This is a genomic window from Clostridia bacterium (assembly GCA_034926675.1).
Taxonomy (GTDB): domain Bacteria; phylum Bacillota; class DTU025; order DTU025; family DTU025; genus JAYFQW01.
In genome coordinates this window covers 1-19,963 of sequence record JAYFQW010000080.1, presented here as the reverse complement: position 1 = coordinate 19,963, position 19,963 = coordinate 1, and the positions used below count along the sequence as shown (strand labels likewise).

The following is a 19,963-nucleotide window of genomic DNA, read 5'->3' as shown; positions in this document are numbered from 1 at the left end:
CAGGCGCCCGGCACCGGGGAAAGCGCCGAGTTTCTGAATAATGAGCGTAGGCCCGCCTCAAACGCCTCAGTTTTGAGCAATTGACGCGGCGAGATTCCCATTAATGAGAATCAGGGGGCGTGACGCAGGAGCCAACACTCTGGCGGCTGTCCGCGCCAGGCGGCGACTTCCTTCCACTCCTGCTATGGACGCTGCGATCTTCGAGGCATGCCCGTGGGGCTTTCCCTTCAGGCGCCCAGCACCGGGGAAAGCGCTGAGTTTCTCAATAATGAGTGTGGGCCCGCCTCAAACGCCTCAGTTTTGAGCAATTGACGCGTCGAGATTCCCATTAATGAGAATTGGGGGGCGTGACGCAGGCGCCAACACTCCGGCGGCTGTCCGCGCCAGGCGGCGACTTCCTTCCACTCCTGCTATGGGCGCTGCGATCTTCGAGGCATGCCCGTGGGGCTTTCCCTTCAGGCGCCCAGCGCCGGGGAAAGCGCTGAGTTTCTCAATAATGAGCGTAGGCCCGCCTCAAACGCCTCAGTTTTGAGCAATTGACGCGGCGAGATTCCCATTAATGAGAATTAGGGGGCGTGACGCAGGAGCCAACACTCTGGCGACTGTCCGCGCCAGGTGTCGACTTCCTTCCATTCCTGCTATGGGCGCTGCGATCTTCGAGGCATGCCCGTGGGGCTTTCCCTCCAGGCGCCCGGCACCGGGGAAAGCGCTGAGTTTCTCAATAATGAGCGTAGGCCCGCCTCAAACACCTCAGTTTTGAGCAATTGACGCGGCGAGATTCCCATAAATGAGAATCAGGGGGCTGGTGACGCCACCGCCGAGGAGCCGCATAGTGGGCTCCTTGCTTCCGGCGGCGCGACATGTTTCAGCAACCGCCCGCCTGAGCGCGTCGTCTGGGAGCCACAACTGCCACGTGCACCCGGGCGACAGGGCGACAAATGCGCCCGTATTGCCTCACGTGAAAATGTACTCGAAATCTCATTGACAGCCAGATGGCGGCATGGTACTGTATCGCTGTGAGTTATACCAACGTGTCCAGAATGGAGGTGGGCCTAATGACGGCATCTATGGCGATTGTGGCTATTGCCGTTATATGCGAGATGAACCTCACCCACCTTCTGAACGAGGGCATGTAGGCGTTACGATTCCGGCATCTTCCCGGAAGTGAAGTATCCGGTCGGCGCTGTATGTCGTTGCCCAGGTAAGGAAGCACGTGCGCATTAGCCGTGGGTGAGTTGATCGCCCACGGTTTTCTCATGCCCGCGTGCCCTTCCAACCCTGGCATGGAGGGAGATGGCGCGAGCGCGCGACAGAGCTAGATCATGTGCCAGGGCATATTCAGCTATGGGAGGATACGGAATTGCATAGTTCGACAATGACCGGGCTCGTGACCCAAACTGGCGGCGGAACACACCGCGTCGCCACTGGCGAGGCAACGCTTGCGTGCACTGTGCGAGGGAGGCTTGCACAGGATCCCCAAGCAGTGTGCCTCGGTGACCGAGTGATGGTTACGCAGCTAGATGATGCGCGTGGAATCATCGAGTCGGTTCTGCCGCGTTCGAGCCAACTCAGCCGGATGGCCGCGGGGAAACAGCCGAGGGAGCAGATCATTGCCGCCAACATCGACCAGGTTGTCCTCGTGTTCGCAGCTGCCGACCCCGCATTCAAGGAGACTGCCATTAACCGCTACCTGGTGGTTGCGGAGCACTGCGGGATCCCTGCTCTGGTGTGCGTCAACAAAGCCGACATTGCAGACTGGGCCTGGCTGCAGGGCAGAACTGAGGTCTACCGGGGCATAGGCTACCATGTGGTGCTGGCTTCGGCGCTGACTGGCGATGGCATCCCAGAACTCCGAGAGGCCCTAGCAGGCCGAGTGAGCGCGCTGGTAGGGCCGTCGGGCGTCGGGAAATCTTCTCTTATCAATGCAGTGGAACCAGGGCTTGACCTTGCTACCGGCGAAGTGGGCTCCGGAACTCACAAAGGGCGCCACACCACAACTGGAGGGAGGCTCCTCGCCCTGAGTTCCGGCGGCTACGTGGCAGATACCCCAGGCATGCGCGAGTTCGGCTTCTGGAAGATCCCCCGAGCCGACCTTGCGCTGTGCTATCGGGAGATCAGGCCGCTGATTGGCCAGTGCAAGTACAAGGACTGCTCCCACGTTTCCGAGCCGGGGTGCGCTGTGCGCGCCGCCGTCGACGACGGGCGGATCTCGCGTGAACGATACGATCACTATGCCCGGCTGACGCGGGAGGGGTAGCGGTGGGCACAGCGGTGGGCAAGCGGTGGGCACAGCCGTGGGCAAGCGGTGGGCACAGCCGTGGGCAAGCGGTGGGCACAGCCGCCAACCTCTGGCAGGCCCAGGCCCACTAGCGTATCAGGCGCAGCAAGGCGCTGAAGAGCCATGATAGAGCCGATACCGCCAGGCTTGCGAGGAGCATTGAAGTGAAAGGGGCTATCACATTCGCTGTCATTATATCGCCGGGCAGCTTGCCGAACCATGATATGGCTTTGGGCCAACGGACCAGCACGAGACCTACGGTGAGCATCATGCCTCCGGCCTGGAACAGAACGGCGCCAATCCTCTGAACGATGTGAACCACCTCCGGGAGTCAGTTGCGGTGGGCTAACCAATGTTAACATGATGCGCCATAATGGGCCATACATTGCCAGCGTTCCAGTGGTATACTCGACGTATGTGCCGCTCACCTTTGGATGCACAGGCTACGTGTGCTCCGAGTCGCACTGAACCTAGAGTGCTCTTTTGTTGGAGGTGTTAGTGCATGTTCATGATGGATGCGCATTGCGACACTCTCATGGATGTTGTGTCGGGCCGCAGGAGGCTCGCTGATCGCGGGAAAGGCGGCCATCTCGACCTTCCGAGGATGGCAGAGGCGAAGCTTGCCGCTCAGGTATTCGCAGTGTTCATCACTGATGAGTACCTGCCGGGCGCTGCCGCCAGGCGTGCCATGCAGTACGTGGACGCATTCTACCGCGAAGTGGATGACAACAGCAAGCTGCTTGCCTTTGCTGCCAAGGCCGGGGATGCCGCGCGGGCAAACTCGGAAGGAAAGATAGCTGGCTTCCTGAGCCTTGAGGGGGGAGAGGCGCTTGAAGGCAGCATCGAACTCCTGCGGATCTTCTACCGGCTCGGAGTCAGGCTGATGACCCTCACGTGGAGCCGAAGGAATCAGATCGCAGACGGGTCATATGAGGAGAGGACTGGCAGTGGGCTTACCCGCTTCGGAGTGCAGGTGGTCTCCGAGATGGACCGGCTTGGCATGGTCGTGGACGTGTCCCACCTGTCGGAATCAGGTTTCTGGGACGTTGTGAAGGTGTCTACGCGCCCGATAATAGCCTCTCATTCCAACGCCAAAGCACTGTGCCCGCATGCACGGAATCTCACCGACGAGCAAGCCAAGGCCATCGCGGACAAGGGCGGCGTGATAGGCGTCACCTTTGTGGGGCCCTTCCTAGGAGATGAGCGGAGATCGGTCGCGGGTGTTGTCGACCATATCGACTATCTCGCAAGCCTCGTGGGCCCAGAGCACATCGCCATAGGCTCTGATTTCGACGGAATGGACGATGACGCGCTTCCTCAGGGCCTGTCGGATGTGACTAAGCTGCCTTCACTAGTGGCTGAGCTCGCCAGGAGGGGATATTCCGAAGCCACCGTGAGGGGGATTATGGGCGAGAACCTGCTGAGGGTAGTTGAGGGTGTCATAGGCTCATAGGCCTATTGGTTACCTCGTGCGTGATTCGCTCCGCTGCTTTGGCGAAGTAGAAGTCATCGATTTCGAACCCGATGAAGGAGACCCCGAGGCGGACACATGCAATTCCGGTGCTCCCAAGCCCGACAAAGGGGTCCATTACGAGATTGCATCTTTCCACGCCGTGGAGTTCGATGCACATCTGGGGCAACCTAGACGGGAACGTAGCAGGATGAGGCCGTTCATCAGCACGGTTCCGAATTGTTTCGTATGGGATGAACCAGGTGTTTCCCCGGCAGCGGAGATCCTGTATTCCGGGCTTTGGGGCCTTCCTCCATCGGTCTATGTTCGTCTTGTCCTGGTATGGGACTCCCACGGCCAGGCGGTTGAGGGGAGCATCCCCATTGTGGGTGAAGTGGAATATGTACTCGTGGCAATCGTTAACGAAACGCGGAGAGTTGATGGGCTTGTAGTGGCCAATAGCGATATCGCCTGTGATGCCCGGGTAGTTTCCGACATCGGTGCGGGAGATGGCTATGGACTTCACCCAGTGTATGACATTCTGCAGTGAGAAGATCGGGCGAAGCGACTCTGCGACCTCGAAAGGCACCCACGGATCAAGTGGTTTAGACCCGACGTTCAGGAAGAATGATCCGCTGGGAGAGAGAACGCGGGCAACTTCCGATGCCCATTGGACTGTCCATTTCAGGTAATCCTCGCGCGATTCCGTGTCGTCGTAGCTCCTGTAGACGGTGCCGAGGTTGTATGGGGGCGACGTCACCACCACGTCGACTGATCCCGGTTCTACTAGCCTCGCCATTCCTGCCACGCAGTCGCAGTTGTGCAATGCCAGGCGCTGGCCTTCCACTCGGCCACTGATTACGCAGGCCTGCGCGTTCGGGAGATCTGACATGAAACAGCACCTCTTTTACTGTGGCGCGCATGACATCGGCGGCGCCTGCGGCGTCCATTGTTCGATGCGCGAAACCATTATCCTGCATCTTGGAGGCTTTGTCGATGGATTCGGACCTACTCGATACGCATTGGCAAGCCAGGACGGAACTGCTCATCGGCTGTGAGGGAGTGCGGCGCCTTGCCAGGGCCAGCGTGATAGTGGTAGGCCTTGGCGGAGTCGGGTCCCATTGCGCAGAGGCACTGGCCCGCGCCGGGATCGGGTCCCTCACCCTAGTGGATGGGGATGTGATAACCCCCTCCAACATAAACAGGCAGAGCATCGCACTTCCTCGTACTGTCGGGATGGCAAAGGCGGACGCAATGGCCATCCGAGTGCGAGAGATCAACCCGGACTGCAATGCCAGCTCCGTGATTCAGGTGATCTCAGCGGAGAACGCAGCGGGTCTTCTAAGCATTGGTCCTGACTACGTGGCGGATGCCATCGACTCCATCGACGCGAAACTCGGCCTCATCGAGGCGTGCATGAGAGCGAGCATACCGATTGTATCGTCGATGGGAGCCGGGAACAAGCTCGATCCAACGAGGTTCCGGGTGGCGGACATATCCCAAACCCATACATGTCCGATGGCGAAGGCCGTCCGGCTCGAGCTGCGCAGCCGGGGCATTGCGCGAGGGCTTTCCGTGGTCTTCTCAGATGAACCTCCGGTTGCACGCCACCCAGGGACGCTTGGCAGTATCTCCACTGTGCCCCCTGCGGCGGGCCTGGCCATGGCCGGTCTGATCCTGCGCGAATTATCGGGCATATGCGTGCCCCACACTAACTAGGAGTGATCCCGTTGACTGTCGGCGAGACACAGATACATTCCACCAGTTCCACCATTCAACGTTCTACCGATAGATGGATAGTGTTCGCCATCTGCTCAGCCGCCTACCTCATATCATACTTCCACCGGATGTCGTCGGCGGTCATGGCCCCTAGTATTGCTGAAGAGTTCGGCGTCACCGCAATACAGCTTGGGTTCCTATCGTCCACATACTTCTGGGCGTATGCTGTACTTCAGCTGCCAGTAGGGATTCTCACGGATAGGCACGGCCCGCGCGCCGTGATCTCGACTGGAACTGCGGTTGCAGCTCTGGGAACTATTGTATTCGGGACTGCCCGACAGTATGGCGTGGCTCTGATAGGGAGGACCCTCACCGGAGTGGGTGTCGCGGCGGTGTATGTTCCTTCCCTAAAGCTGCTGGGAGCGTCGTTCGGGGCTGCTGAATTCGCCACAGTGACCGGGCTGTTCGTGGCAGTGGGCAACCTTGGCGCGATCATGGCAGGCGGCCCCTTCGCAGCAGCAGTGTCCACAATTGGCTGGAGGGCCGCTTTCCTGGTCATCGGGGCCATCACTGCAGCGGTATCCGTAGCTTCGATTGCGTGCCTTAGGGATAAGCACAGTTCAGCCCGCCCGCCAGAGGATGCGGTGGCAGGCCAGATCAGGGGGGCCTCGCCTGAGAGAGATCATCAGTCCAGAGCGCGTGCAGTCGCCATCGGCACTTTGGGAGCGATCATCTTCCTCAAGTACGGGCCGCTCATGGCGTACCAGGGCCTGTGGGGCGCTCCATACCTGATGGAGGTCAGGGCCATGACTAGTGTTCAGGCGGGAAAGGTGCTTGCTGCCGTGTCGTTCGGATATCTATTGGGAGGACCTGCAGGCGGAGTGCTCGCGGATCGGACCGGGATGAGCCACAGGACATTGCTGGTTGCGACGTCGGCGATCTATCTGGCGGCCTGGGCGCCGCTGGGCCTGTTCGCCGCAACTGCTTCTACGACGGTGTTATGCCTGAGCTCGGCCGTGATGGGGATAATGAGCGCCGCCTCTGGCATTGTGACATACTCAATGGTCAGAGAATTCGCAGGGCCGGACCATGCCGGAAAGGGCCTCGGAGTCGTGAACACCTGCTCGCTCGGGGGAGGATCCGTGTTCCAGCTCGCGCTTGGCAGCATTATCGACAGAGCCGCCGCTGGCGGCCTAGCTCCAGCAGCGGCCTATGCGGCAGCTTTCAGGTTTGCATTTCTGGGAGTGCTCACGATGGCGGCCCTTACGCTGACCCTCAAGGGGCCTGCGAAGGCATCATCCTAGCCATAATCTGGGATGCCTAGTCCTCCTGCAATTGCCACTCGGCCTGCTGGACCATTCCAGTTGAAGGGTCGACCAGCTTTTCATCGAGCCAGTACACGAGCATGCCATCGGTGGTTCGGTACACCCATACTCTCTTGTATTTCGTGCCCCACTCGAATATGGCCACGAGCGGCCTTCCGTCTTCGGGTTTGCCCACGTAGCTCACTTCGACGCGGCTTCCCACCACCGAATCGTAATGATCGAGCTTGTCACCATTCTTCAGCCTGGCGAGGTTGGCCCGTGGAACCCAGAACCCTCCGGCAAGAAGGCCCGTGCCGGAGAGCACTGTCATGGTTGCGTCGGCGCCTTCGCTCGTGAACAACCTCTTGACGACCGCAGACGACCAGTTTTGCCCGACCTCAGTGAACTCGACATTCAGTACGGCTGGGATCGGCATGTTCTGGCCTGTTGCCGGAAGCCACGTTTTGATGCTGCCCTGGTAGGTCATCTTCGCACCAGGCTTGACCCAGGCAGGGACGGCGCCGCCGATCCACGGCGTGGATACTGTTCTCGAGGAAATGAACTCCGCTACCGACACGTGCGCGAGCTTCCGATCGGTAAGAACGGTCCAGATCGCATTGTAGAGAAGGAGGCCAGTATTGGACTCCAGGATCCAGGTGTAGTGTTTCGAGCCCTCCGCCTCAGAGTAGTCGAATCGCACCGCGGAGTAGTTCTTGCCTGCAACGGAGAACTGCATTTTCTCTGTTAAGAGCGGGGGCCTCGGTTTTTTCTCTAGGTCGCGGAATATCACCGGGTTCACCCAGAAGTCGCCAGTGGCTGCATACCCGGTTCCCGACACATCCTCCCACGGAATCATCAAGTCCCCAGTGAAAACCGTCGAGTACGTGGCAGAGAAACGCGTGGCCATCGCGACCACGTCTGTGCGTATGACAACAGGGGTTGTTGCAGCTATATCGGCTGCCCGCGGGAGGGGCGGTTTCTCCCCATCTCTTGCGGCCGGTAGAGGATTGGCCACGGTGGCCGCTGCGGCCTGATAGTACGCGCGCAGCCCTTCACGGACCCAGACTGGCGACGGCAAGGTCCTGAGCTCGGGGAAGGACTTGAGAAGAGGATCATTGGCTGATGTGGTCTGTGAAAACCCTGGACCTCGCCAGCCAAGCCCGGTTTGGAGAGGCGCGGCGTTTGCGGCGGTCGCGAGGCAGGAGACGAGGACCGCCAAGCACATCAAATGAGCATACCTGGATCGCGACAAGATGCATTCCCTCCGTAATCCATGTTCGGATCAACTGTACTCAGTACTTATTCCCCAAACAGGGTCGGTTTCCCTCCCAAGGTCGCGCTTGCATGATGCCAGAATGCAATTAAGTGCCACGGAACATGAGGAGGATTCCTGGGTCATATACGATAGTGGGTTGTACCCTGAGGCCATGCCCAGGGTGAGAGTACGGGGGTGTGCTTGAAGTGAGAACTCGCAATATGGCTGCCTTTCTCCTACTGGCAGTCGTCTTGTCTCTGGTATGCGCGGGCTGCGGGCCAGAGCCGGTCGGAACAGGCGCCATCGAGGGATGGGTAATGAGGAATGTTGATGCCAAGGGAGCATCCGCAGGCGCTAAACAGCCCATGATCGTGATGGGCGCCGCGCCGAAGGTCGGATCCTATGTGGGGCTGGATGGCGCCCGAGTCCTTGTGGAGAGATCAGGCCGACAGTATGTAGGCTACACCGACACTGGCGGGTATTTCCGAATTGGCGGATTGAGGGCCGGCACATACTCCGTAACCATTACCCATGCGCGGTTCCTTGATTCATATCGGACTTGGTGCGATGTGCGGGACGGGCAGACCACGGGCATCGGGGCGCGTACACTGGGATCGCTTCACATACTCGTGATCGGGATAAACAACTACACTACGCCGGTCAACCCGTTGCAGTATGCAACGCCGGACGCGGAGTACTTCCACCAGGTGTTGGGGCAGGAAAACAACCTGGCTAAGCAGGTAGTGCTGCTCACCGATGAGCAGGCCACCAGGAGTGGGATTGAGAGCGCGATCCGAAGCATGGGCGAGGAGATATTCCCAGGCGACACCTTCATGATGTTCTACTCCGGCCACGGCGCTCAGTCGTCGGACGGGACGACTGAGTACATCGTCCCACAGGACTACAACGGCTCATCTAGCAGCCTCATTTCCGACGCTCAGCTCAATGCATTAGTGGATGCCTATATCTATGCAGATCACTGCGTGTTCGTCTTCGACTCCTGCCACTCCGGAGGTATGTATAGGGCAGCTTCAGCGTGGTTGCCCAAGGGGTTCACAAGGTCCACCGGCTTTGAGGTCATGGCGAAGAACCTATCCAGCCGTGGCTTCATCGTGATCACAGCCTGCGACAAGGACGAAGTCTCGTGGGAGGATAGTCAGCTCGGTCACGGAGTGTTCACATACCAGTTTGTTGGGGGCATGAGGGAGCCCGGGTACTACGCCGACGGAGCCTTTCAGGTGGGTCCTCGCGATGGAGAGATTTCCACTGAAGAGGCGTTCAGGTACGCTGAATACTATGTTAATGACTGGATGAACAAGAACCCCGGCAAGGTGCAGACCCCCACGATATACCGTGGCCTCTCAGGCGCTGAAGTCTGGGGCATGTTCAGATACTGAGATTGAGCCCATTTTCACAGGACGAAACAGCGGAGCAGGCGCCTGACCGCTCAGCCCTGCCTCAGGGCGACTATGGGGTTCATCCGTGAAGCTTTGAGAGCAGGATACATGCCGAATGCTACTCCAACAGTGGAGGAGACTCCCAGAGCTGCAACTACGGAGGATGCACTGAACCCGTGGGGCCATCCCGCTGCATCTGCGATTGCAGCGCCGGCGAGCCACCCCACGAGAAGGCCGGGCGCTCCGCCCATGATGCTCAGGGCGACCGACTCGGCCAGGAACTGAAGCATGATGTCGCGGTTTCGCGCGCCAAGGGATTTCCGAAGCCCTACCTCGCGGGTTCTCTCTGCCACTGAGGCCAGCAGGGTGTTCATGATCCCTATTCCGCCGACAACCAGGCTTATCCCTGCCGTGGCGCCGAGGAGCAGCGTCATGGTGGCTGTTGCCTGCCTCATCGCGTCCAGAAGCCCCTCCTGGGATGTGACAGTGAAGGCGTCGGGGCTTCCGGAGGCGAGCAAGAGACGACGTTCTATGTGGGCCATTGCTTCAGCAATATGGGAGCCGGATTCGGCTTGGAACAGCAGCATTCCCACATGGCGCCTGTGAAGCAGCCTGTGAAGCATTGAGGTCACGGGAATGAAAGCCTGCTCAGCGGAGTTCGATACGAACACGCTTGCTTTTTTCTCGGTCACGCCCACGACTATGAAGTGAGTGAGACGTTCCCCGTGCGAAACACGGATGGTTTGACCGACAGGATCCGAATCCCCGAAAAGCCGTGATGCGATCGCCCATCCAAGAACCATGGAACAGGACGAGCGCGCCACGTCGCTATCGGAGATTCCGCGGCCAAGGGCGATGCGAGGCGCCATGATGCGCCCATAGTCGGGAGTCACTCCCGCGACTGTGGCAGATGATTGCGAAGCGGGTCCATACAGCGTGGCGTGGATTTCGACTACGGGGGCCGAGGCGCGTATTGAGCGTGAGCTGGTGCATATGTCTTCTGCCAGATCGGGAGTAAGCAGCGTGCCATAGTCCCTGGCAGGCCTCGACAGCTTATTGCTTGGGGCGACAATGATGAGATTCGACCCAAGCCCGGCTATATCCGCCCCTATGCGCCGCTCTGCACTGGCGCCCACTGAGATCATGGTGATCACTGATGCCACTCCGATGATGATTCCCAGGGCGGATAACGCGGTCCGCCCTCTGTTGGCCAGAAGGCTCTCAACTGCAATCGTCAGGACTTCGGTTGGACCCAAGAAGCCTTCCCCCTTCCAGCATGGCTTACGCTGCTACGGAGCCCGCTCGATGCCGAAGGTCAGCGAACGGCTCTTTGCCCCTGTGCGTAGCAGTACGTTCTGGAGTGCCACTGCATCTTCGATGATGGTGTCACCGGGGCTCAAACCCGTAATGACATGGGTGTTTGCGTCATCGGAAAGCCCGGTGGCGATCCTCACTACTCTGGGAACGCCGTCGCGCACCGCTACAACCGACGGTTCACCATCAACATCAATCCAGGATCGATTCGGGATCCTCGGGACTCCGCTGATCTCCCCGGATGTGATCCTCACATGAGCGGTCATGCCCGGTTTGAGGAGCGGGTGCTTCGCTTCGAGGCTGACCCTTACTGGAATTGACACCACGTTTCCACGCAGGCGAGTGGCGGCTCCCACTGAGTGGACCGACCCTGGGAACTCCACATGGGGAATAGCATCTAGGGTTATGTCTGCGGACATGCCCACTTTCACATGAGCGATGTCTATCTCGTCGACCTCGATGTCCACCTCAAAGGAGGAGGTATCCATCAGCGTGATTGCGGGTTGCCCGGGAGACACGTATTCACCTTTGCTCACGTGGATTGCTCCTGCGATCCCAGTGAAGGGCGCTGCCGCTGCAGCGCCTGCGAGTTCCGCCTCAGCAACTCGGAGAGAGGCCAGTCGCTCATCTATGATGCCAGGCGGCGACTCAAGGCAGGCTCGGCGCCACTCATTGTCGGCCTTCAACTTCTCATACTCCAGGCGAGATGCATCGAGACTGCATGCAACCGCTCCCTCTGCGACAGGAGTGCCCTCTTTCACATTCACCGATCGCACCACGCCTGACGCCCCGAAGCGCAGGATGGCCATTCTCACGGGAACGATAGACCCGATACACGATATCTGTTCCAAGATTGGACCTGCGGACACCTGCACAGTAGACAGGCCCGCCGCCGCAGCTAGGAGAGGTTCATAGCCGCTCTTCCTCGTGCCTCCCATCCGCAGGGCAAGCAGAGCAGCTGCGACTGCTGCCAATGCTGCCAACATCCATGCCCCACGCCTGCTACGGCGCGTATGAAGCTTCGGCAAGCGATACCACCTCCTCAATGAACTGCGTGTCGGCTCCGAGCGCGCTCAGCCTCAGCTGCTCGTGAATGAGCCTGCTGCAGGAAACGGCCAGCTTGGCCATTGCCCGGTCTCTCTCCAGGCTGGAGGCGGCCACATCGCACCCTGAGACGAGCCCCGCCTGATGCTGCGCTTGAACAGTGGAAAGGTGATCCTCGGCCCAATCCAGTCGCATCCGGTTCAGCCTCACTTCTGCCGACAGCCGAGTAAGGCTGGTCACGGAATCCTGCACTGCTGCAACTGCATCCTTCTGTGCAGCGTTCAGGCTCGCCTGTGCTCTCGCGAGGTCGGCCACTGCCAAGCGGGCTGCACGCGCTGCCTCCTCCGAGACACCGAAGGCTGTAGAGAATGTGCAGCCCAGTTGCCATCGCGCTGGGGCCCAGCTGACTTGATCGTCGTAGGCTCTCGCAACTCGGATCCAGGCACTGAGGCTGGGAGCGTGCTCTGATCCGGCATGCGCCAGTGCAGACTCCGCGGCCAGCATCTCGCCGCGTGCGAGTTCTACGGCTGGGCATGCGGACTGGATAGCTTCTTCATCCTGAACGGGCTGGCCGCGGGTGGATTCAGATGCTCTCTCGGTTCCGAGGGATTCCCCAAGCTCAATCACACTGCAGACTGACACTGTGTGGGCGATGCCTGAACTCAGGCCGGCCGCCACAGCCTGCGCCTGCAGGCCTGCAGCCAGAGCCTCTCGCTCTGAGCGAGCGATCTGGAGCTCGAGTAGGCGTTCCTCCAGGGCTGCTACGGCCTCATGTAATGCATGTTCGGATCCTCTGCCCGCCTCCCTCGCGGCCCGGAGTGTATCGACGCGATCCTGGGCCAGGTCAGCCTCGTCTGCGCACACCCTCTCACTTAGGCGGTATGCAGGCAGAAAGAAAATGCCGGTCACAATCCGCGCCCCTGCTTCGCACTCCCGCAGCTTCAGCGCCCTCTCAGCGAATGAGAGCTTCGCCTGCGCTGTGATCAGGTCAGGAGATGGCATACGGCCTTGAACAGCTGACGCCAGGTCACACGCGCACGCGATCGACGCCGAACCAGCCGTTCCGGCGGCGTCTGAAGACGAGCCATCGAATGAGATCATGGCGGATAGCCCCGAGCGGGCAACTATGGATACTCTACCAGTCAGCCCTATGGAAGACGGGTGGAGTGTCATTGTTGGAGTCGCTTCGAATGATACTTGCACAGCGGATTCGGAAACCAGCTGATCCACTGCCAGCCTGGCTAGATCCACAACCGAGCGGGCCTTGCGAACCTCTGGATCATTGGAGACCACCATTCGGAGCCAGCTGATCTCCCTGCCTGACGTGGGCGCTTCGCCGAGCAATTCATCGCTTGGCGGCGGGCTATTGTGCACAGGCCCGGATGCTGACGAAGCCACACCAGTGCAGGCAGGAGCCATGGCCAGCGCGACCACTAGGAGGAATCTGAGGCACGCCACGCAGCGGATCACGCGAGCGCGCCAAAGGGCAATCCTGCACGGCGACTTCCCGGGGTCTCCAGTCATTCTACACTCCTCCTTGTGCCTTTGGCGCGAGGAGGTCGGCCACGGCCGATTCCGCGCTATCCCCTACGATTCTGATCAGCTCAAGCTGGTTAAGAACGTGAGCCTTAGCGGCGGCAAGCAGCGAATACTCCGCTTCAATTACGGTGGCCTGAGATGATGTGACATCCGATGCGCTGGCTAGGCCCGCGGCAGCCTGGCCGGTGATCACCTGAAGCCTCTTCCGTTCCAGATCGAGGGAGATCTCGTGAACTCGGACGTCCGCCTTCGAGCGGAGCACTGCATTGCAGGCCGATACCACTTTGCCCTCTAGAAGGTCGGAGACTTCTCTGAGAGCCAGCCGGGCCAATTCCACCCGAATCTCCGCTGCCTTCAGATCCAGAAGAGGCGATCCAGCCGCCAGTACTCCTTCCAGTTTGAGCTCGGCGAGACTGAGTGCATTCTGCCGCTGCCGCAAATCGAGGCTGTGGGCCATCGCTCCGGCGATCTCTGCATCTACATCAATCCTTCGAGGCAACTCCTGAATGACGTCGACGACCTGCAACTGGGCATCGCGGGCGAGCCCTGTGAATCTGGCAAGATGCGCAGAGGCCTCGTCCAGCGAATCGCGCGCCCATTCCGCCTCGAGGCGCGCGCTGGCTGAGGCGGCTTCCGCGGAAGCAAGCTCGAGTGGGCCGGCGATTCTGGCTTTGGCTCTGGACTGAACCTGTGAGAAGTAATCCATCGCCACCCTGAGCCTGAGCTCCTTGGCTGCCATGTTGAGTTCAGCAAGGCGGAGATCAAAGCAGCAGGAGATCGTATCGGAGATGACCCTTGCCGCGCTTGATCTGTAGGCGGCTCTGGCTTCCTCCAAGGCGAATCCCGCGTCATGTTCCGCGTACACTGACTGCTCCGAGAGGTTCTGAGCGGAGGCCCTCTGATGCGCAAGCTCGGCCTGCTTCAGGTTGAGCGCTGCTGATCGGATGGCATTGCTGTGAGCCAAGGACATCTCAACTGCGGCGCCTAGCGGCAGGGCGTTCACACCAGACGACGCCGCTGCGTTGGCTGGGCCTGCAAGGCATGCAGCCCCAGCAGAGGCCGCGGCAAGAACGACGCAGCAGATTATCAGGATGTGACTTGCGAATGATCTGGTCCGTCCGGCAAGGTGCACGCTAACACCCCCATACTGTTGTGTGGGGTACGATACCATTGATGGAATCGATACACCATCGCCAACTCGGGCGATATGTGATCATCCGTACGGGTGATTGCTGATCACGTCAGTCACGGAAAGTGGGAACGATCGGACAGGAGCGAGCGGGGGGCCGAAGGGTGATCAGAGGGGTATTGATGCAGCGCGCGGCGCGTGCTATCATTTAAGAAGAGAAGTTCATACTGTGGCCTTCAGGGCAGGGTGCAATTCCCGACCGGTGGTAAGCTCCGCATGAGCCAGTGCAGAGCACAGTCCACGAGCCGCTTCGCGGCTGATCTGGTGTGATTCCAGAACCGACGGTACAGTCCGGATGGGAGAAGGTGGCATTTCATCGTGTTGGTGATGACTCCATTCCCCCAGGCCACAGCCTGGGGGCTTTTCTATATTCATCACTCATGGAGGGTTTGCTATGCAGCGGAGTGTTCACAGTCCATATCGCAGGCTGGCGGCAATGGGAATGCTGTCGGCGGTCTCAATCGTGCTCTTCCTGGTATTCCGATTTCCGATGTTCCTGAATTTCCTCATCTACGAACCGGCAGACGTGGGCCTGATGATTGCGGGTTTCGCCCTGGGCCCTGCGGCCGGATTGATCTGCACCGCAGTGGTGTGTGTGCTCCAGGCGCCACTGCATCCAGAGGGCGGGTGGTTCGGAGCATTGATGCACTTCATCTCCTCTGGCGCTCTCGTTGCCGTTTCGTCCCTCGTGTACAGCAGATTCAGGACCAGAAAAGGGGCGTACGTAGGGCTCCTCGCCGGATCTGCTGCCATGGTAGGTGCTATGATCCCTGCTAACCTCATATTGACCCCGGTTTTCTACCACCTTTCACGGGCGGATGTGTGGGCGATAATCGGCCCCATCATCTCGTTCAACCTGGTCAAGGCTGGAGTGAATGCCATGATCACCGCATTCGCCTACAAACCTCTCTCTCGGTACATCAGGGGTTATGCGGAGGGCGGAAGCGGTATGCCAAGGGCTAGCAGGCAGGATGAGTCTGCCGCCAGGTGAGCCTGTGGTCAGCCTTGGGCACTTGCGCAATGTCATAGTGATGCTATAATGTAATTGCACCTTAAGGTCATCGGTGTGTGAGCGGATGTAGCCCAGTGGTAGGGCAACGGCTTCCCAAGCCGTGAGTCGCGGGTTCGAATCCCGTCATCCGCTCCATTGTTTTGTGCATGCATCGCATCATCCTGTGGTGAGCTTGCCCGATCTTGCTTGATCCTGCGTTGACACGTCAACGCGGAGCTGATAACATAGTCTCTGCGGAATTGTGGCGTGCCGGCGTAGCTCAGTTGGTAGAGCAGCGCACTCGTAATGCGCAGGTCGCGGGTTCGATTCCCCTCGCCGGCTCCACTACAATACCTGCTAGAACCCCTGATAACGCGCCGGATGCGCAACAGAAAAACGCTGAACTTGCACGGAACTTGCACGGCATAAAACGGACGCCCAGCTAGGGGGCGTTTTATTTTTGGCCGTTTTCGGGGCTGTGGATCGGGTTTCGGGTTCAGGGCGGCGTCGAGGCGGATGCAGCATCCTCGCGACCAGAGGCCAAGACGTGGGCGTAGAGGTCCATGGCGATGCCAATGCCGCGCCCGTCATGACGTGCGCCTCGAACGCATCGGCGCCCGGACCCGGCAGCTCTGCGTCAGGACGGAGCGCTGGCCTTCGATGGTGAGGCCCTCGGTTGCCTGTTCTTCAGCGGAGCATCTGATGTAGAGGGCGACAAGCATGCACGGGGCGTCTGCTCCTTATGTCCGCGCACACAGAATAGCGGTGAGTTGAACGACGGCGCCTGTCACGAATCCGGTGAACCGCCGGGTTAGGAAAGAGCCTGTTTGATGGCGCGCAGATGGTCCAGCGCGTTACGGACGGTCTGTTCGCTCAGCTGTTCGCAGTCGTACCGAGCTCTCCGTGAAGCAGATTGCAGGCTCTCGTAGTGAGTCAGAGCCTGTCGGGCCTTGCCTGTGAAATGCTTGTCCACAAGGCGGCGGCGCTCCCCATGCCCGCCTTCGAAGCTTCGGACCCTGTACCGCCTATCGAGCTCGGCATCCATCAGGTGAAGAGCGCAGTAGAAGGCTACAGTAACAAGCCAGTCGGGGTAGATTGTAGTCTTCGCATCCAAGAGATCCTCGGCAAGCAGGTTTTCATTGCGCCTGGCTTGACTGCGATGGCGCACTGCGTCTGGCATTCTAGGTCACCCTACCCTAACTCGACCTCTCGGTCTGCATACTCGCGCTCGGTGAGGGCGAGATAGTCGTAATCAAGATCGGGGTACTCATGGTACAAACTCGTAAAGACCTCAGCAGCAGCTGTGTCAAGGTCGAAATCAGGTTCGGATTTGAAGATCGCCCAGAGATGCACTCTACCAGCTCGGACAAAAGTGACTGCTCGGACGTCCTTCATGAGTGCCATGATACTCTGCTCGAACTTGGCGCACGCTTCATCCTGGCACATCTTAATCTAGTCAGCTCCTGCCCGGGAGTTGGGCATCTCCCGAGCTTCAATGTCGACCTGGGATCGGGGGTCAGTTGGTGTCGGACCCCACGCCACATCCCGCGGGGCACTGATCTCCTGTGCATCAGAGTTTATGCCGAATTGGGCTAGTATATGCTCAATTGAGTTAATGATCTGCTCACGAGAGGCATCACTCAGAATGACTCCTGGGTCTTGCTCCAGCAAACCGTTTGTCCGGGGCAGAACCTCCTGGGTCTCTGTGCGCATCGAGGTAACCCGCGGCCAATTCCTCGCTTGGCGCTTATCCAGTTGCATTCTTGCCAGTCATGACCGCAGCCCTCCAGTATGTACAACTACTGTTCGCTATGGACAGGCCCTGCCGCAACGATTGCGATGAGTGTTTCGCCGCAACGTGGCGGCACTCCTGCCTACCAAGCGCGCGGAGGGAACAGGGTTAGGGGCGTGGGTGATTCAAACTCCGCGTCATCGCAAGAGGCGTTGTAGAATGGCTCCAATCCTCCAGATATCATGTTAGCCAGGCAGTTGGACTTCTTCGCCCACTCCTGCAACAGCGGGATTGCCTCTTCATACCGCCCACTGGCGAAAACGGCCTTAGCATGGTCGGCAATTGCCTTCACTGAATCCATTGTCGCATTGTGCTTCGAAGAGGAGACTTCAACCTGAAGGGGTTCGAGGATATCTCAGGACGATTTTCGACACATGGGTCGGAGCTTCCGGCATCCGTGAATGACCTGGCCAGGCCGGGCCGGGCGGAATAGCGTTCGCTCCATTCCACAATACTGATTATGTATCCGAGTCGGAAGGGAGCATATACAATGGCCAATATCACGTTCAACGCGACGATGAGCTGGTCGGGGCAAGGCGTCTACTGCGAGGGCGGCGCTCGGGGCTTCGCGATTGCAGTAGACGAGCCTGCAGAGCTTGGGGGATCCAACAGGGCGATGAACCCGGTGGAACTCCTTCTGTGCGCACTTGGAGGGTGCATGAGCATTTGCGCCTCGGCATTCGCCAAGGGATGCAAGGTCGATCTTAAGGGCTTCAAGGTGGAGCTGTCAGGGGATCTCGATCCCGATGGTTTCCTCGGCAAGAGTGCATCCGTGAGAAAGGGATACCAGGAAATCCGCTACAAGATGATCGTGGATTCGCCTTCTCCAAAGGAGGATGTGGACAAGCTGATCGCTATGATTGAGGAAAGATGCCCAGTGTCGGATACTCTGTGCGGCGTCAGGGTGAGAAGGGTCTAGGCAAGGCGATCTCGCGGAGAGCATTCAGCCTGTCGCGATGGGACGAATGAAGCCAATCGGGTGCAGGTCCAGTCGGCAGGGGCGGCATACTACCCGGCTAACCAGGGGGTGGACCGTTCTGATCCACCCCCTGGTCATTTTCCTTGCAGCCTTCGCGCTTCACTGGACTGTAATTGGCCACCCACGGCATGAGGACGTGTTCTGAGGGCGTGTGGAGCTATCCTGAGCCCCGGTTTACCCGATTCTGGCCGCAGTTTCTGAGCGATACGGAGGTCACCGATGGGTGAGCGACGCTGGGTGGATACTTGCGGTTCAGCTTCTGCTCTTTGGTGGAGTGATATTGACCACCCGTTGGAGCAATCTAGACCATCTCTCCGGTCGAGTCATCAAGCAAGGCTATGCGCCTCGCGTTTCTGGGCACATGGCGTGTGGCTGAGAGCATCTGGAGCGCATTCAGTGAAGACTCGAGGCCTTTTCCGTCAAGATGACGTCCCCCTTGTTCATGGGTGATGTTGTCTCAGTCGCGTTACGGGCGACATTATCACAGACGCTCTACACGCACGTGTGGACGCACGCTTCACGATAGCTGTTGGCCTTTGTCCGACTGAAATGGTATACTAATTCCAGAAAGTCATGGGCCATCATGTTCGAGCCTCGGGGGGTGCACCGCACTGGAGATCGATCTCCATGGAATGAGGAAGGCAGAGGCAATGGGGTGCTTCCTCAGTGCGTACGACCGGATCTTGGAGTCAGGGATCGCATCGTCATTGAAGGTGATCCACGGGTACGGATCGACCGGATTAGGAGGAGCAACCCGATCCTCTATACGGTCTTTGCTCCGCGGCAACCCCTTATGTGCCCAGTTCACGCCGGGTGAGGATATCGACGGCAATCCGGGCTACACCATCGTATACCCCAAGCGGCGCCTCCCGTCAGGCTGCATGCAGCTGTGGGACCGCATAGTCGAGTACTGCGCCTCTCCTAAGACCCAATCCGATGTAGTTCACAGATTCCTCCGCATAGGCTCCGAGCCTGAGATCGTGACGGCAGTTCGTGAACTCGAGCGGAGAGGGAGGCTTAGGGCCATCACAAGGAATGGCAGGAAGCACTATCTCGACTCGAGAGCGCGCTGATATAACACTGTGCCTACGTGCGCCGCGCATGGGCGCAACTATCACTGGCGCAAGGGTTGATATGGCGATCAAGGTTGCTTAGGCCAGGACGCAGTTGCAGCACTGGAGGGTTCTTGGGTGGCTGTTTCAAGCAAACAGGATATCTTGAACAGGTTGCGGCGAATAGAGGGTCAGGTCAGGGGAATACAGCGCATGATCGACGAGGAACAGAAATGCGCCGAAGTCCTCGACCAGGTTGCTGCTGTGAGAATCGCACTGTACAATGCGGGAATCCTGATCCTGGAGAGCCATGCCCGTGAATGCCTTACCACCGCCATGGCGGAAGGCCAGGGTGAGGCGGCTCTTGAGGATCTCGTGCGGGTGATCAAGAAGTTCGCGGGATGACCCTGCCGCGTCAGCGGTTCACATCCAGATGCGGGCGGCGCGGAAGGCGAGCCTTGTGGCATCGGCTCAAAGGCATCGGCTCAAAGGCTTTCAGTGTGCGACGCAAAACTGGAGCGAGTAGGTGCGTGGACGAAGCGCCTCAACTAGAAGCAACCCCTAAACCACGTCTTGCCCTACTCGCCGTAGCTATTATGCTTCAGATCCGCCATGTTATTCATGTGGCCTGTCGATAATCTTGTCCATGCAGGCGGGCCC

Annotated in this window: 20 protein-coding genes, 2 tRNA genes and 1 riboswitch; of the genes, 12 read left to right on the top strand and 10 right to left on the bottom strand. The window is 59.2% G+C overall.

The genetic code is table 11. The features are described 5' to 3' along the window. Positions 1-1,360: 1,360 nt before the first annotated feature. Positions 1,361-2,257, top strand: coding sequence for a ribosome small subunit-dependent GTPase A (gene rsgA / locus VB144_15045; GenBank protein ID MEA4884942.1), 897 nt, complete (start codon positions 1,361-1,363; stop codon positions 2,255-2,257). A gap of 109 nt (positions 2,258-2,366) precedes the next feature. Here the strand turns inward: rsgA and VB144_15040 are convergent, their stop codons facing one another. Then, positions 2,367-2,600: a DUF2905 family protein gene (locus VB144_15040; GenBank protein MEA4884941.1), complete on the bottom strand. Its 234-nt coding sequence runs from the start codon at positions 2,598-2,600 to the stop codon at positions 2,367-2,369. Positions 2,601-2,780: 180 nt separating this feature from the next. On the opposite strand from VB144_15040, the gene VB144_15035 reads away from it, so the two are divergent. After that, the gene (locus VB144_15035; GenBank protein ID MEA4884940.1) at positions 2,781-3,731 is read left to right on the top strand and encodes a dipeptidase; all 951 of its coding nucleotides are present in this window, start codon (positions 2,781-2,783) and stop codon (positions 3,729-3,731) included. Here VB144_15035 and VB144_15030 read toward each other — a convergent pair. Continuing rightward, complete coding sequence (locus VB144_15030; GenBank protein MEA4884939.1) at positions 3,718-4,527, bottom strand: site-specific DNA-methyltransferase; 810 nt, start codon at positions 4,525-4,527, stop codon at positions 3,718-3,720. The genes VB144_15035 and VB144_15030 overlap by 14 nt on opposite strands. Before the next feature lie 197 nt (positions 4,528-4,724). Here VB144_15030 and VB144_15025 point away from each other — a divergent pair, with 197 nt between their 5' ends. Continuing rightward, a complete protein-coding gene (locus tag VB144_15025; GenBank protein MEA4884938.1) occupies positions 4,725-5,447 on the top strand; it encodes a tRNA threonylcarbamoyladenosine dehydratase in 723 nt (240 codons plus the stop codon). An 11-nt stretch (positions 5,448-5,458) separates the two neighbouring features. Continuing rightward, entirely contained in the window at positions 5,459-6,751 is a 1,293-nt protein-coding gene (locus VB144_15020; protein MEA4884937.1) for an MFS transporter, read from the top strand. A gap of 16 nt (positions 6,752-6,767) precedes the next feature. Here VB144_15020 and VB144_15015 read toward each other — a convergent pair whose 3' ends face one another. Further along, on the bottom strand, positions 6,768-8,003 hold the full coding sequence (locus tag VB144_15015; GenBank protein ID MEA4884936.1) for a hypothetical protein: 1,236 nt from the start codon (positions 8,001-8,003) through the stop codon (positions 6,768-6,770). Positions 8,004-8,212: 209 nt separating this feature from the next. Here VB144_15015 and VB144_15010 point away from each other — a divergent pair, with 209 nt between their 5' ends. Next, positions 8,213-9,403 (top strand): caspase family protein, encoded by a 1,191-nt coding sequence (locus VB144_15010; GenBank protein MEA4884935.1) that lies wholly within the window; start codon positions 8,213-8,215, stop codon positions 9,401-9,403. A gap of 50 nt (positions 9,404-9,453) precedes the next feature. Here the strand turns inward: VB144_15010 and VB144_15005 are convergent, their stop codons facing one another. From VB144_15005 to VB144_14990, 4 genes are read right to left on the bottom strand one after another with little or no spacing between them, the layout of a single operon-like run. After that, positions 9,454-10,659 (bottom strand): ABC transporter permease, encoded by a 1,206-nt coding sequence (locus VB144_15005; protein ID MEA4884934.1) that lies wholly within the window; start codon positions 10,657-10,659, stop codon positions 9,454-9,456. Between the two features lie 33 nt (positions 10,660-10,692). Beyond that, positions 10,693-11,691 (bottom strand): efflux RND transporter periplasmic adaptor subunit, encoded by a 999-nt coding sequence (locus VB144_15000; GenBank protein MEA4884933.1) that lies wholly within the window; start codon positions 11,689-11,691, stop codon positions 10,693-10,695. Between the two features lie 28 nt (positions 11,692-11,719). After that, positions 11,720-13,285, bottom strand: a complete 1,566-nt coding sequence (locus VB144_14995) for a TolC family protein (protein MEA4884932.1) — start codon at positions 13,283-13,285, stop codon at positions 11,720-11,722. Position 13,286: 1 nt separating this feature from the next. Continuing rightward, entirely contained in the window at positions 13,287-14,432 is a 1,146-nt protein-coding gene (locus tag VB144_14990; protein ID MEA4884931.1) for a TolC family protein, read from the bottom strand. Between the two features lie 225 nt (positions 14,433-14,657). Beyond that, positions 14,658-14,800: riboswitch (FMN riboswitch) on the top strand. Between the two features lie 83 nt (positions 14,801-14,883). On the opposite strand from VB144_14990, the gene VB144_14985 reads away from it, so the two are divergent. The 3 genes from VB144_14985 to VB144_14975 all read left to right on the top strand — a co-directional run bounded on the left by VB144_14985 (position 14,884) and on the right by VB144_14975 (position 15,825). Continuing rightward, a complete protein-coding gene (locus VB144_14985; protein MEA4884930.1) occupies positions 14,884-15,480 on the top strand; it encodes an ECF transporter S component in 597 nt (198 codons plus the stop codon). Between the two features lie 81 nt (positions 15,481-15,561). Then, a tRNA-Gly gene (locus VB144_14980) sits at positions 15,562-15,636 on the top strand. A gap of 113 nt (positions 15,637-15,749) precedes the next feature. Continuing rightward, positions 15,750-15,825, top strand: a tRNA-Thr gene (locus tag VB144_14975). A gap of 466 nt (positions 15,826-16,291) precedes the next feature. On the opposite strand, the gene VB144_14970 is transcribed toward VB144_14975, so the two are convergent. The 3 genes from VB144_14970 to VB144_14960 all read right to left on the bottom strand — a co-directional run bounded on the left by VB144_14970 (position 16,292) and on the right by VB144_14960 (position 17,573). Then, positions 16,292-16,660, bottom strand: a complete 369-nt coding sequence (locus tag VB144_14970) for a hypothetical protein (GenBank protein MEA4884929.1) — start codon at positions 16,658-16,660, stop codon at positions 16,292-16,294. A gap of 11 nt (positions 16,661-16,671) precedes the next feature. After that, positions 16,672-16,926, bottom strand: coding sequence for a hypothetical protein (locus tag VB144_14965; GenBank protein ID MEA4884928.1), 255 nt, complete (start codon positions 16,924-16,926; stop codon positions 16,672-16,674). Positions 16,927-17,354: 428 nt separating this feature from the next. Next, positions 17,355-17,573 (bottom strand): hypothetical protein, encoded by a 219-nt coding sequence (locus VB144_14960; protein ID MEA4884927.1) that lies wholly within the window; start codon positions 17,571-17,573, stop codon positions 17,355-17,357. Positions 17,574-17,762: 189 nt separating this feature from the next. On the opposite strand from VB144_14960, the gene VB144_14955 reads away from it, so the two are divergent. The 4 genes from VB144_14955 (at position 17,763) to VB144_14940 (ending at position 19,708) form a co-directional block, all read left to right on the top strand. After that, complete coding sequence (locus tag VB144_14955) at positions 17,763-18,191, top strand: OsmC family protein (protein ID MEA4884926.1); 429 nt, start codon at positions 17,763-17,765, stop codon at positions 18,189-18,191. A gap of 283 nt (positions 18,192-18,474) precedes the next feature. Beyond that, positions 18,475-18,627, top strand: coding sequence for a hypothetical protein (locus tag VB144_14950; protein ID MEA4884925.1), 153 nt, complete (start codon positions 18,475-18,477; stop codon positions 18,625-18,627). Positions 18,628-18,805: 178 nt separating this feature from the next. After that, positions 18,806-19,324, top strand: coding sequence for a Smr/MutS family protein (locus VB144_14945; GenBank protein MEA4884924.1), 519 nt, complete (start codon positions 18,806-18,808; stop codon positions 19,322-19,324). A gap of 117 nt (positions 19,325-19,441) precedes the next feature. Continuing rightward, a complete protein-coding gene (locus VB144_14940; protein ID MEA4884923.1) occupies positions 19,442-19,708 on the top strand; it encodes a metal-sensitive transcriptional regulator in 267 nt (88 codons plus the stop codon). Positions 19,709-19,963: the final 255 nt, after the last annotated feature.

Coding starts and splice junctions, on each gene's coding strand:
- VB144_15030 (MEA4884939.1), bottom strand. CDS start 4,527: ATGGCGAGGCTAGTAGAACCGGGATCAGTCGACGTGGTGGTGACGTCG.
- VB144_15025 (MEA4884938.1), top strand. CDS start 4,725: ATGGATTCGGACCTACTCGATACGCATTGGCAAGCCAGGACGGAACTG.
- VB144_14995 (MEA4884932.1), bottom strand. CDS start 13,285: ATGACTGGAGACCCCGGGAAGTCGCCGTGCAGGATTGCCCTTTGGCGC.
- VB144_14965 (MEA4884928.1), bottom strand. CDS start 16,926: ATGTGCCAGGATGAAGCGTGCGCCAAGTTCGAGCAGAGTATCATGGCA.
- VB144_14985 (MEA4884930.1), top strand. CDS start 14,884: ATGCAGCGGAGTGTTCACAGTCCATATCGCAGGCTGGCGGCAATGGGA.
- VB144_14960 (MEA4884927.1), bottom strand. CDS start 17,573: ATGGATTCAGTGAAGGCAATTGCCGACCATGCTAAGGCCGTTTTCGCC.
- VB144_14970 (MEA4884929.1), bottom strand. CDS start 16,660: ATGCCAGACGCAGTGCGCCATCGCAGTCAAGCCAGGCGCAATGAAAAC.
- VB144_15035 (MEA4884940.1), top strand. CDS start 2,781: ATGTTCATGATGGATGCGCATTGCGACACTCTCATGGATGTTGTGTCG.
- VB144_14955 (MEA4884926.1), top strand. CDS start 17,763: ATGGCCAATATCACGTTCAACGCGACGATGAGCTGGTCGGGGCAAGGC.